Genomic DNA, 12,079 nt, shown 5'->3' with positions numbered 1-12,079 from the left:
CGCGACGATAGGATCGTCAGCATGACTTCGACGCTCATCCTTCTCCGGCACGGCAACAGCGAGTGGAACCAGAAGAACCTCTTCACCGGGTGGGTCGACGTCCGCCTGAGTGAGCAGGGCACCGCCGAGGCGAAGCGCGCCGGGCAGCTGCTGCGCGACTCCGGCCTCAAGCCCGACATCCTCTACACCTCGCGTCTCACCCGCGCGATCCAGACCGCCGACCTCGCTCTCGAAGAGGCCGACCGGCTGTGGATCGACGTGAAGCGCTCGTGGCGTCTCAACGAGCGTCACTACGGTGCGCTCCAGGGCAAAGACAAGGCCGAGACGCTCGAAGAGTACGGCCCCGAGCAGTTCCAGACCTGGCGCCGATCGTTCGACGTGCCGCCGCCGCCGCTCGACGACGACAGCAAGTGGTCGCAGGCGCACGACGAGCGCTACGTCGACCTGGGCGTCGACGCCCCGCGCACCGAGTCGCTCAAGCTCGTCATCGAGCGCATGCTTCCCTACTGGGAGAGCGACATCACCGTCGATCTCGCCGCCGGCAAGACCGTGCTCGTCACCGCGCACGGCAACTCTCTGCGCGCTCTGGTCAAGCACCTCGACGGCATCTCCGACGACGAGATCGCCGAACTGAACATCCCCACCGGCATCCCCCTGGTCTACGAGCTCGACGACGATTTCACGCCGACCAAGCCCGGGGCGTATCTCGACCCGGAGGCCGCTGCCGCCGGCGCCGCCGCCGTTGCCAACCAGGGCAAGAGCGACGGGCTCGACGCGACCAAGGCGTAGGCCTCAGGCCCGGCTCAGACCCGCCCGATCGGCACGGACCCGCCTGATCGGGTCAGACCCGCCCGATCGGCATAAACATCTGCCCTAGGGCTGCTGTTTACGCCGACCGGGCGGGTTTGCTGTTCTACCCCTTGCTTTGTAGCGATACATTGCTACAGTCGTAGGTACAAAAGGGGTGGGTATGGATCTGTACTTTCACGTCAGCTTCGCGGTGTACGCCGTGGTGCTCGTCGGCACTGCGCTCCTGTCGAGGGTCGGCGAATTCCAGACCTGGCAGATGCAGCGACTGGCGAAGCGGGTCGAGCTGGGCATCCCCGCCGACCTCGACGCTCTCATTCGACGGCGTGTGGCAGCACGTGTTCTCGGCAGCAGCGTCGGCGGCGTCGTCGGCCTCGGCGTCGGCGTGGTGCTCTACGAGTCTTTCGCGACCCGGCCCCCTGTCGTCATCGCCTTTCTGGTGCTCATCACGGCGGTGACCGGCTCGTCGCTCGGCACGGTCTGGGCTTCGTTCCGAGACGAGACCGCGGCAACCGACCGTCCACGGATCGCGCGCGCCGAGGCCGTCGGAGTCGGCGACTACGTGATCGTCCTCGCTCGCATTTTCGCTTGGGCCATCCTGGTGCTGGCGGCTGTGGCCATCGCCCTCTCGGCGCGCTCGGGGGCGGGTCTCGCCGGAGTCCTCCTCGTGGCGCTCGGCGCTGTCTGCCTCGTTCTGTTCGAGATCTTCTCTCGCCGAATCGTAGCTAGAGGTCATCCGGTGGCGTCGACCGATGAGCTGGTCTGGAACGACGCGCTCACCGCCTCCGCGCTGATGGACCTCCTGGTCGCGCCCGTCCAGGCGCTCGCCCTGGGCGGTTACTGGGCGGTGATCGGAGCGGGTGGCGGGCCCGTCGATTTGGGCCCCGCTGACGTGGTCGTCATGATCGCGCTGCTGCTCGGGTCGATCCTCTTCAGCATCGTGTTCCGCAACACCCGCACCTGGTATCTCGAGCAACTGTGGCCGGGTTCGCGGCGTCGCACCCCGGCCGAAGAAGCCCTCAGAATCGCAGGATCCAGCCCCTCGTGATCACCCTCGACCCCCGCTCTCCGACACCACCCTTCGAGCAGCTCCGCGGTCAGCTCGCGGGCCAGGTGCGCGGGGGAGTCCTCGCCGCCGGCCACCGTTTGCCGACAGTCCGGCGTCTCGCCGAAGACCTCGGCATCGCTCCGAACACCGTCGCCCGCGCGTATCGCGAACTGGAGGCCGAGGGCCTCATCGAGACGCGGGGGCGGAACGGCACAGTGGTACGCGCGCAGGGCGCCGACCCCGAGGTGGCCGCCCAGCAGGCCGCGCGCGTCTACGCCGAGCGGGTGAAGGATCTCGGCGTCGACCCGGCCGAGGCGCTCCGGTTCGTTCGCGCTGCGCTCGGATCCTGAACTGTACTGGTTGGGTGAGACGCCGCTCACCGCAGCGGACCTCGGACAAGCCTCGGTCGCCCGCTGTGGCGAGCGTCGTCTCGCCTCGCGACTAGACGAAGAGGGCGCTGATCTCTTGCACGAGGGCGTCCATGTCGACGGTCTCGACGGCGTCGACCCGCACGAACGGGGTGAGGCCGAGCTCGCCGCCGGGGGCGCCGCACCAGACCTCGACGACGCGGGGTGAGCCGGCCAGGTCGATGCCGCCGGTGACCGCATCAGCGTCGGCCCGCTCGAAGAAGGCGTCGACGACCACGCCGGCCTCGATCAGCCCGGCCGTGCGCCACACCGTCTCGATGGCCAGCCGGCGAATACCCTCGCGCGGCGCAACAGGCCCCGTCGCCTGCGTCAGCGTCTCCTGTACGGCGCCCGGCTTCAGCACGGGGCAGCCGAGCAGGATCCCGAGTGCTGACGAGATCTCCGACTTGCGGGGGTCAGGGGTTCCGTTGACGATGATCGCTACCTGGGCCATGCACCGATTCTCTCGCACGCTGGCCTGCCGCCAGACCGCCCGCCGCCCCTCGTCCACAGTTCGATCATTGACAGTTCGACATCTAATGGTTAGGGTTCTGATCATGAACGAAAACGGCCCCGACCTCACCACCAGCCTCGAGCTGCTCCGGTGGATCGGCTGGGCACAGCAGCAGGCCGGCCTCGAATGGGTGCGCGAACGCGGGCTCACTCACGAGCAGAGTTTTGCGCTCGGGTTCCTGGTGCAGTTTCCGGGCTCCATCCAGCGCGACATCGCCGCGATGACTCGCACCAGCGCGGCCAGCGTCTCGAGCCTCCTGCAGGGGCTCGAGAAGCGCGGTCTCATCGAGCGCCGTGCCGACGGCGAGAGCGCGCGCATCAAACGCGTCTACGCCACCGCCGAGGGCGCCGAGCTGATCGCCGGCTTCGACGTCGCGATGGCGTCCACCGAAGAGACGATCCTCGCACCCCTCTCCATGGCCGAGCGCGCCACCCTCCACTCGCTGCTGACGAAGGTCACTGCAGTGCTGCCGAGGCCCACGCGCGACTAGCCGCGATCGACCCCGTTCCCGCCGACCGCGGGAGCGGATCCTGAATTCTCCCCTCGCCGTGCCGGCGTCCTTCGGCGCGCGCCAAAGCACCCGGAACAGGCTCGCCTGCCCGGAATAAGGAGCAGCTATGAGCACCTCACTTCCCACCACCGCCGACACGGTCGGCACCAACCGTTGGTACCTCGCTTCCGCGCCGATGCTGCGTGCACTCCTCCACCTCTGCGTTCCCATGGCCGCGGCCATGATCGTCAGCGCCGTCTACAACGTGGTCAACGCCGGCTTCATCGGCTCGCTCCACGACAGTGCGCTGCTCGCAGCCGTCACCCTGGGCGCGCCGATCCTCGGCCTCGTCATGGCGGTCGGTGGCGTCTTCGGCGTCGGCGGCAGTGCCCTCATCTCGAGGCTTCTCGGGGCGAGCGAGAAGGATCCGACCGAAGCCGCTCAGATCAAGCACGTGGCGTCGTTCGCCGTCTGGGGCGCCGCGATCGTCGGTGCCGTGCTCGCGGCTGCGGGTCTGCTCCTGCTGCCGAACCTCGTGACCGTGCTCGGCGCCCACGGTGCCGCCGTCGCCCCGACCAGCGCCTTCGTCGGGGTGATGCTCGCCTTCGTGCCCGTGCTCGCCGTGTCGTTCTGCCTCGAGCAGCTCGTCCGGTCGGAGGGGGCGGCCCGTCAGGTCATGATCGGCCTCATCGCCTCGACCGTCGCCAACCTCGTCTTCGACGTGCTCTTCATCCTGGTGCTGCACTGGGGTGTGGCGGGTGCCGCCCTCGCGATCGGCCTGTCGAACGTCGTCACGATCGTCTACTTCATCACCTGGCTGACTCGGCACAGCGAGCACATCAGCCTGGCACCGCGCTGGTTCACGCTCTCGCCGACCGTGCTGAAGCCGGTCTTCGGCATCGGCGTGGGGGAGCTGCTCCAGTCGGCGTTCCTCATCGTCACCTCGCTCGTGCTGAACAACCTCGCCTCGGCCTATGGCGACGGGCCCCTTGCCGCGATGGGTGTCGCCGTCCGCATCGCGCAGGTGCCCGAGTTTCTCGTGATGGGCGTCACGCTCGGCGTTCTGCCGCTGCTGGCCTACTCGTTCGGCAAGGGCGACCGGGCCCGTCTCGCCGCCGCTCTGCGGGCCTCGGCCCTCACGGTCGGCTCGATCACCGTGGTGGCTGCGGTCGGGGTGTTCCTCTTCCGCGATGCCATCTTCGGCGCCTTCGTCGCCGACCGTTCGGTGCTCGCCATCGGCGCGGTGATCCTGACGGCGCAGCTCGTCGCCATGATCGCCAACGGGTTCACCGGCCTCATCACGTCGCTGTTCCAAGCGACCGGACGCGCCACGGCGGCAATCACGATGTCGATGGCGCAGGGAATCCTGTTCATCCCGATCGTGCTGCTCGGAAACCTGTGGTTCGGGCTCGGCGGCGTGATCTGGGCGCTGACGGTCACCGAGGTGCTCGTGCTCCTCGTCGGAGCCGTGATGCTGTTCGCGTCGCGTCGGGCGATCGACGCCGGGCTCGCCGAGGGGAGCCCGGAGCGCGCCGAGGCCGTGCTCGAAGAGGCGTAGTCATCCATTGGCTCCAGGTTGCGGGCAGGCGCTGACCGGAGCGGGGAGTGCAGGATCCTTCGCCCCGGCTCAGTGACTCGACCCGACCTCGATCAAGAGCACCCCGCCGACGATCAAGACGATCCCGAGGCCCATCAGCCAGGTCAGCGGCTCCTTGAAGAGGAACTTGCTGGCGACGGCGGTCAGGGCCACACCGGAGGCGGCCCAGATGCCGTAGGCGACGCCGAGCGGAAGGCCCTGGCCGAGGCCGAGCGAGAGCGAGGTAAATGCCACGATGTAGCCGATGCCGACGGGGATGTACCAGCGGCGGTCGTCGACGGCCATGCGGAGCGAGAGGGTGCCGGCGACCTCGAAGAGGATCGCGGCGACGAGAAAGAGCCACATCATCGGGCGATCCGTCCGGTGGTGGTCGAGGTGCCGGCCGCGTCACGGTGGGCGGCCTGAGCGCCGAGCTCGACGCAGAGCACCCCGGCGATGACGACCACGATGCCGATGCCCATGACGAGAGTCAGCGGTTCGCCGAAGATCACGAGCGACAGCACGGCGGTCAGCGCGACACCGCTCGCGCCCCAGATGCCGTAGGCGACCCCGAGCGCCATGCCGGTGCGGAGCACGAGGGCGAGTCCGGCGAAGGCGACGAGGTAGCCGATCGCCACGACGACGTACAGCCCGGGGTGGTCGAGGGCGCCCTTCAACGAGAGCGACGCCGACACCTCCGAGACGATGGCGATGACGAGGAACAGCCAGCCGCGCGCTTTCGGAGTCTTCATAGCGACCACCGTAGGGCAGCCGCACACGGCGAAACCCCCGCCCGAGCCGAAGCTCGAGCGGGGGTTTCGTGGGTGACGAGTGCTGCTACTTGGTGAGCGGCTCGAGGGTCGTGTTGTCTTTGTATGCCTCGGCTGCGTTGTCCTTGGTGACGAGGACGGGGGTCAGCGCCACGGCCGGAACCGTGATGACGCCGTTGTAGTTGTTCTTCTTGTCGATGACCGTCTTGGGGGTCTTGCCCTCGGACAGCGTGGTGACCAGGTCGACAGCGGCCTGGGCCTCCTCGGCGGTGTTCTTGTAGATGGTCGAGTACTGCGTGCCCGACATGATCAGCGGGATCGAAGCGGTCTCGCTGTCCTGGCCGGTGACGATGATGCCGGGCTTACCAGCCGACTTCACCGACTGGATGATGGCGCGGGCCAGGGTGTCGTTCGGCGAGAGGACGCCGTCGAGCTTGGTCGAGCCGTAGTTCTTCTGCAGCAGGTTGCTCATGCGGGTCTGGGCGTTCTGGGCGAGCCAGCCGTCCGTCGACACCGCGCTGAACGAGGTCTGACCGGAGACGACCTTGAGGGTGCCGTCGTCGATCTTCGGCTGCAGGACGCTCATCGCACCGTTGAAGAACACGGGTGCGTTGGCGTCGGTCGAAGCACCGGCGAAGAGCTCGATGTTGTACGGACCGCTGCCCTTGGCCTCGAGGCCGTCGAGCAGAGCCTTTCCCTGAAGCTGACCGACCTTGTAGTTGTTGAACGCGACGTAGTAGTCGACGTTCTTGGTGCCGGTGATGTTGCGGTCCCAGGCGATGACGGGGATTCCGGCGGCCTTGGCCTGCTTCACCTGCGTGCCGAGCTGGGCGCCGTCCTGGGCGGCGATGATCAGGGCCTTGTCGCCCTTGGTGATCATGCCCGAGATCTGGTTCTGCTGGTCGGGAACCGTGTTGGTGGCGGCCGCGTACTGCACGTCGGCCTTGAAGCCGGCCTTGGCGAGGGAGTCCTCGAAGGCGGCCTTGGCCAGGACCCAGTTCTGCGAGGTCTTCGCGGGGAGCGAGACGCCGATCGTGGAGCCCTTGGGGATGGTGGCGGTGGAACCGCTGGCGCCCGCGTCGCTCCGGCCGGTGTTGCCGGAGCAGGAGGTCAGCGTGACCACGGTGAGCGCTGCGACGGCAAAGCCGGCGATGAGCTGTTTCTTCATTGAAATGCTTCTTTCATTGTGGGGATGTGAGTGCGGGATGCACCCGGTGCTGTGGGATGAGTGGTGCGCATCCCGGATTTGTGGCTGGGAATGGAGCGGGCTGAGGGGTTACGGAAGCAGAACCGGCGAGTCGTCGTCGATCGACTTGGGCTGAGCCGTGGCGTCGGGGCCGGGCTTCTGCGCGTCGTCGTTCTTCTTGCGACCGAACCCGCGGGTCAGGTAGCCGATGATCGACGGTCGGCCCTGCGTCTTGTTGTAGACGTCGAAGGCGACGGCGAGCAGCAGCACGAGACCGCGGATGATCTGGACGAGGTTCGTGTCGATGCCCTTGAGCGAGAGGCCGTTCGCCAGGAAGGCGAGCACGAGAGCACCGATGATCGAGGCGATGACGGTTCCGACACCGCCGGCGACCGCAGCACCACCGACGAAGACGGCGGCGATGGCGTCGAGCTCCCAGCCCGTTCCGTCGGAGGGGCCCGAGGATCCCGCATAGCCGACGTAGACCATTCCGGCGACGGCGGCGAGAACCGACATGTTCATCATGACCAGGAAGTTGACGCGACGCGAGTTGACGCCCGAGAGCACAGCGGCGTGCGAGTTGCCGCCGACCGCGTAGAGGTGGCGCCCGAAGGTGGTGGTGTTCGTGACGAAGCCGTAGATGATCACGAGCACGCCCATGATGATGGCGACGATCGGCACGCTCGTGTTGGGCTGGCCGGAGGCGAACAGGTAGGTGGCGAAGGCGGTGACGCCGGCGAGCACGACGATGCGGACGATGCTCGTCCAGAGGGGAGCCGGCTCGGCGCCCATCTTGACGCGGTTGGTGCGTCCGCGGAACTCGAAGACGACGATCGCGATGATCGAGACGAGACCGAGCAGGAGAGTGCCGTTGCTGTAGCCCGTGCCCGGACCGAAGTCGGGGATGAAGCCGCCGCCGATGGTCTGGTAGTCCTCGGGCACGGGGAGAGCGGTCGAGTTGCCGATGATCTGGTTCGCCCCGCGGAAGATCAGCTGACCGGCGAGGGTCACGATGAAGGCGGGCACCTTCACGTAGGCGACCCAGAAGCCCTGCCACGCGCCGACGAGGGCGCCGACGGCGAGGCCGACGAGGATCGCGCCCCACCAGGCGAAGTGCCAGGTGGCCATCGACTGCGCGACGATGATGCCGGTGAACGCGGCGACCGAGCCGACCGAGAGGTCGATGTGACCGGCGACGATCACCATCACCATGCCGATCGCGAGGATCAGGATGTAGGAGTACTGCTGGAAGACGTTGATGACGTTTCCGGGATCGAGCGTGGTGCCGCCCGTCCAGATCTGGAACCCGACGATGATCACGATGAGCGCGATGATCATGCCGTACTGGCTGATTCCACCCCCCTTGTTGCCGAGGATGCTGTCGATGTTCTTCTTGATGTTCGTCATCGAACCGTGGTCCTTTTCGAGGTCATGCTGACCATGAGCGACTCGGGGTTCGCCTCAGCTGCGGTCAATTCGTTGGTGATGGAGCCCTCGAAGATCGTGTAGATCCGATCGGAGAGGCCGAGGAGCTCGGGGAGCTCGGAGGAGATGAGGATGACACCCTTGCCCTGGGCTGCCAGGTCTTGGATGATCCCGTAGATCTCGAACTTCGCACCCACGTCGATGCCGCGGGTGGGCTCGTCGAGGATGAGGATGTCGGGGTCGGTGAACATCCACTTCGCGAGGACGACCTTCTGCTGGTTGCCGCCGGAGAGCTTCGACACACCCTGGTCGACGTTGTTCGCCTTGGTGCGGAGGCTACGGCGGTAGCGCTCCGAGACCTCGTACTCCTCGACGCTCGAGACGACGCCGTTGTGAGTGATCTTCGGCAGGCCGGCGGCGACGGTGGAGCGCTTGATGGTGTCGAGCAGGTTGAGTCCGAGAGCCTTGCGGTCTTCCGAGACGTAGCCGAGGCCGTTCTTGATGGCGCGCTTGACCGTGTCGGTGCGGATCTCGTGACCCTCTTTGTAGACCTCGCCCGACACGTAGGTGCCGTAGGAGTGGCCGAAGACGCTCATGGCGAGCTCGGTGCGACCGGCGCCCATGAGGCCAGCGAAGCCGACGATCTCACCGCGGCGCACGTAGAAGTTCTCGTTCTTGCAGACCAGGCGTTCGGCGTCGAGGGGGTGGCGGACGGTCCAGTTGCGCACCTCGAAGAACTTCTCGCCGATGTTCGGCGTGCGGTCGGGGAACCGGCTCTCGAGCGAGCGGCCGACCATTCCGCGGATGATGCGGTCTTCGTTGACGCCGTCGGCCTTCACGTCGAGGCTTTCGATGGTCTTGCCGTCGCGAAGGATCGTGATGGTGTCGGAGACCTGCTCGATCTCGTTCAGCTTGTGGCTGATCATGATCGAGGTGACGCCCTTGCCCTTGAGCCCGACGATGAGGTCGAGCAGGTGCTGCGACTCACCCTCGTTCAGGGCGGCGGTGGGCTCGTCGAGGATGAGCAGCTTCACGCTCTTGTTCAGGGCCTTGGCGATCTCGACGAGCTGCTGCTTGCCGACACCGAGCGACTTGATCTTGGTGTCGGGGTCTTCGGCGAGGCCGACGCGGGCGAGCAGGTCTTTGGCGATGCGCTGGGCTTCGATCCAGTTGATCACGCCGCGCTTGCCGGGCTCGTTACCGAGGAAGATGTTCTCGGTGATCGAGAGCTCGGGGATGAGGGCCAGCTCTTGGTGGATGATCACGACGCCGGCGGCCTCGGACTGCTTGATGCCCGAGAACTGAACGACCTGGTTCTCGAAGACGACATCGCCCGTGTACGTGCCGAACGGGTAGACGCCCGAGAGGACTTTCATGAGAGTCGACTTGCCTGCACCGTTTTCGCCGCAGATCGCGTGGATCTCGCCGGCCTTCACGGTCAGGTTCACGTCGGAGAGAGCCTTCACACCAGGGAACTCCTTGGTGATCGAGCGCATCTCGAGGATGGTGGGTTCACCAACCATTGTGCACCGCCATTTGCTAGACATCGTTGTCGGGGAGCTTCGTCGCCCGTTGGGCACCTGGCCCGGGATTACATTAGGCCGATCGCTGGCTGGCGTCAAAAGGTTAACGCAACGAATTTGTAACGGCTTTACGAACCGGCCTCAATGAGAGCGCTCACTTTCGCGGTCACCACGCTGCGATCGTTGAGTTTCCGCGGATCCTTCAGTTTTTGTCGAACGAAGGATCCGAGGGGTCAGATCACGCGGACGGCCGCCTGATGGAACACGAGCGCGGCGGCTCCAAGCGCTTCGCCGCGATCGTCCAGCGTCGACGCCACGATTTCGGTCGCGTCCCTGACGAGAGGGAGCACATGCCGTGCGAACGACCGAGACACCGGTTCGAGGAGCAGGTCGCCGAGGGCGGCGAGGGGCCCGCCGATCACGATCACCTCGGGGCTGAGGATGCTGGCGAGGTCGCCGACGACCCGGCCGATGAGCCGCGCGGCATCCTCGATCACGCGGAGCGCGGCCATGTCGCCGGCGAGGACGGCGGCGACGAGCTGCTCGGTCGTCTGGATGGGAGTGACGGTGCTCAGGCGGTCGAGCATGGCCTGGATCGAGGCCTCCGCTTCGAGGCAGCCGCGGTTGCCGCAGCGACACGCCTGGCCGTCGGGCACCACCTGCACGTGACCGACCTCGCCGGTCACCCCGGTCGCCCCGTTGAACGGCTGACCGTTCAGGATCAATCCGGCGCCGATGCCCGAGCCCACCTTGAGATAGACGAGGTTTCGCGCCCCGCCGTACAGACCCCAGATCGTCTCCGAGACGCTGCCGAGGTTCGCGTCGTTGTCGATCACGACCGGCACGCCGAGGCGGTCTTCGAGCTCGACGACGACGTCGACGAAGGCCCACTCGGCCCATACCGTTCCGATCACCGGCATGAGATCGCGGCGGTCGATCGACCCGGGGATCCCGACCCCCACGCCGCTCAGGGCGTCCCAGGGGATGCCCTTCTCGCTGAGCAGGCGGGTCAGCACGTCACGGGCCATGTCGAAACCGACGCGGGGGTCGTACTGCTGCGGCAAGACGATGTTCTCTTCCGCCGCGATCGTGTAGTCGGGGTAGACGAGCACGACCCGGAGGTGCCGTCGACCGAAGCCGATACCGGCCGCGACGGCGCCGTTGTGGGTCAGGAGCTGCACGGAGACAGCGCGACGGCCCGAACTCGTCGTCGGCGTCAGGCTGACGAGGCCGTTCTTGGCCATGAGGCTGACGATGTTCGAGATTGTCGCCGTCGAGAGGCCGGTGCGGCGAGCGAGATCCGCCTGCGTCGAGGCGCCGACACGGACGAGCGCCTCAACGACGCGCTGCTGATTGCGCTTGCGAAGGGAGGTTTGAGACCCGGGGCTCTGCCCGGTAGGCGCGGACTGGCCCGTCGCGGGCGCCCGTCCCGTCGAAGGGGGCTGTCCCTTCGAGGCTGTTTGGCGGGGGCCCGTCGTTGGACCTTGGAGATGTGACACGGACGAATCATTGCCTCCCAAACGAGTGTCGTCAAGAGTTGAACACAAACCGTGACGCAACGGAAAGAGGCCTGGAGAGACGCCGTCAGCGTCTCACCAGGCCTCGTGGCCGCGCGGAATCAGGCTTCGACGCCCACCCAGTCGCCGGTCGCCAGGTACTGGACCTTCTTGGCGATCGACACGGCATGGTCGGCGAATCGTTCGTGGTAGCGGCTGGCAAGCGTGGCGTCGACAGTGTCGGCGGGAGCGCCCTTCCAGGTTTCGCCGAGAACCTTGTCGAACACGCTCAGGTGTAGCTCGTCGATGCGGTCGTCGTCGTTACGGATCTCTTCGGCCAGGCTGACGTCTTCGGTCGTGAGCAGCTGCGTGAGCTTGCGGGCGATCGCGACGTCGAGTTCACCGAGCTCAGTGAACGTCGGTCGGAGGCTCTTCGGCACGACCTTCTCGGGGAACCGGTAGCGGGCGAGCTGGGCGATGTGCTCGGCCATGTCGCCCATGCGCTCGAGGGAGGCCGAGATGCGGAGTGCGCTCACGACGATGCGGAGGTCTCGGGCGACCGGGTTCTGCCGAGCGAGGATGTCGATCGCGAGCTCGTCGAGGCTGATGGCGAGGGCGTCGATGCGGTCGTCGTCGGCGATGACCTGCTCGGCGAGGCCGACGTTGGAGTCGTGGAACGCGCGAGTGGCGTTGTCGATCGACACCGCCACGAGCGACGAGATCTCGACGAGCCGCTCCTGGACCTCCTGGAGCTCCTGCTGGAATACCTCGCGCATAGTCTTGGTCGACCCTTTCGTCGCGGCTCGGCCGCGGTGTCAGTGATGGTGCTGGTACGCG

At 66.7% G+C, this 12,079-nt stretch carries 13 protein-coding genes; 5 read left to right on the top strand and 8 right to left on the bottom strand.

Features of this window, described 5'->3' with window-relative positions:
• The first annotated feature begins 21 nt into the window (after window positions 1-21).
• The 3 genes from VH571_RS10185 to VH571_RS10175 all read left to right on the top strand — a co-directional run bounded on the left by VH571_RS10185 (window position 22) and on the right by VH571_RS10175 (window position 2,205).
• A complete protein-coding gene (locus VH571_RS10185; protein ID WP_055965259.1) occupies window positions 22-789 on the top strand; it encodes a phosphoglyceromutase in 768 nt (255 codons plus the stop codon).
• 181 nt (window positions 790-970) lie between these two features.
• Window positions 971-1,855, top strand: a complete 885-nt coding sequence (locus VH571_RS10180; protein WP_423264452.1) for a hypothetical protein — start codon at window positions 971-973, stop codon at window positions 1,853-1,855.
• Complete coding sequence (locus tag VH571_RS10175; protein ID WP_055965265.1) at window positions 1,852-2,205, top strand: GntR family transcriptional regulator; 354 nt, start codon at window positions 1,852-1,854, stop codon at window positions 2,203-2,205. The genes VH571_RS10180 and VH571_RS10175 overlap by 4 nt, the downstream gene beginning before the upstream one ends.
• Window positions 2,206-2,296: 91 nt before the next feature.
• Here the strand turns inward: VH571_RS10175 and VH571_RS10170 are convergent, their stop codons facing one another.
• The gene (locus VH571_RS10170; protein ID WP_423264451.1) at window positions 2,297-2,716 is read right to left on the bottom strand and encodes a hypothetical protein; all 420 of its coding nucleotides are present in this window, start codon (window positions 2,714-2,716) and stop codon (window positions 2,297-2,299) included.
• 103 nt (window positions 2,717-2,819) lie between these two features.
• Here VH571_RS10170 and VH571_RS10165 point away from each other — a divergent pair, with 103 nt between their 5' ends.
• Both VH571_RS10165 and VH571_RS10160 read left to right on the top strand, forming a co-directional pair.
• On the top strand, window positions 2,820-3,266 hold the full coding sequence (locus tag VH571_RS10165; protein WP_423264450.1) for a MarR family winged helix-turn-helix transcriptional regulator: 447 nt from the start codon (window positions 2,820-2,822) through the stop codon (window positions 3,264-3,266).
• Between the two features lie 127 nt (window positions 3,267-3,393).
• Window positions 3,394-4,824 carry an MATE family efflux transporter gene (locus VH571_RS10160; RefSeq protein WP_423264449.1) on the top strand — a complete coding sequence of 477 codons (1,431 nt, stop codon included), beginning with the start codon at window positions 3,394-3,396 and terminating at the stop codon, window positions 4,822-4,824.
• A 69-nt stretch (window positions 4,825-4,893) separates the two neighbouring features.
• On the opposite strand, the gene VH571_RS10155 is transcribed toward VH571_RS10160, so the two are convergent.
• The 7 genes from VH571_RS10155 to phoU all read right to left on the bottom strand — a co-directional run bounded on the left by VH571_RS10155 (window position 4,894) and on the right by phoU (window position 12,018).
• Complete coding sequence (locus VH571_RS10155) at window positions 4,894-5,211, bottom strand: DMT family transporter (protein WP_423264448.1); 318 nt, start codon at window positions 5,209-5,211, stop codon at window positions 4,894-4,896.
• Entirely contained in the window at window positions 5,208-5,594 is a 387-nt protein-coding gene (locus tag VH571_RS10150; RefSeq protein WP_423264447.1) for a DMT family transporter, read from the bottom strand. Before VH571_RS10150 ends, VH571_RS10155 begins: the two co-directional genes overlap by 4 nt.
• Window positions 5,595-5,679: 85 nt before the next feature.
• Window positions 5,680-6,780 (bottom strand): substrate-binding domain-containing protein, encoded by a 1,101-nt coding sequence (locus VH571_RS10145; RefSeq protein ID WP_423264446.1) that lies wholly within the window; start codon window positions 6,778-6,780, stop codon window positions 5,680-5,682.
• A 108-nt stretch (window positions 6,781-6,888) separates the two neighbouring features.
• Window positions 6,889-8,205 carry a multiple monosaccharide ABC transporter permease gene (gene mmsB / locus VH571_RS10140; protein WP_084816352.1) on the bottom strand — a complete coding sequence of 439 codons (1,317 nt, stop codon included), beginning with the start codon at window positions 8,203-8,205 and terminating at the stop codon, window positions 6,889-6,891.
• Window positions 8,202-9,746: a multiple monosaccharide ABC transporter ATP-binding protein gene (gene mmsA / locus VH571_RS10135; RefSeq protein ID WP_228514182.1), complete on the bottom strand. Its 1,545-nt coding sequence runs from the start codon at window positions 9,744-9,746 to the stop codon at window positions 8,202-8,204. The genes mmsB and mmsA overlap by 4 nt, the downstream gene beginning before the upstream one ends.
• A 233-nt stretch (window positions 9,747-9,979) precedes the next feature.
• Window positions 9,980-11,245, bottom strand: a complete 1,266-nt coding sequence (locus VH571_RS10130) for an ROK family transcriptional regulator (protein WP_084816353.1) — start codon at window positions 11,243-11,245, stop codon at window positions 9,980-9,982.
• Window positions 11,246-11,364: 119 nt separating this feature from the next.
• Window positions 11,365-12,018: a phosphate signaling complex protein PhoU gene (gene phoU / locus VH571_RS10125; protein WP_055965290.1), complete on the bottom strand. Its 654-nt coding sequence runs from the start codon at window positions 12,016-12,018 to the stop codon at window positions 11,365-11,367.
• Window positions 12,019-12,079 lie beyond the last annotated feature (61 nt).

This window comes from Frondihabitans sp. 4ASC-45, assembly GCF_049472575.1.
Taxonomy (GTDB): domain Bacteria; phylum Actinomycetota; class Actinomycetes; order Actinomycetales; family Microbacteriaceae; genus Frondihabitans.
Note: the sequence above shows the minus strand (reverse complement) of the source record. Positions and strands in the feature narration are given on the sequence as shown.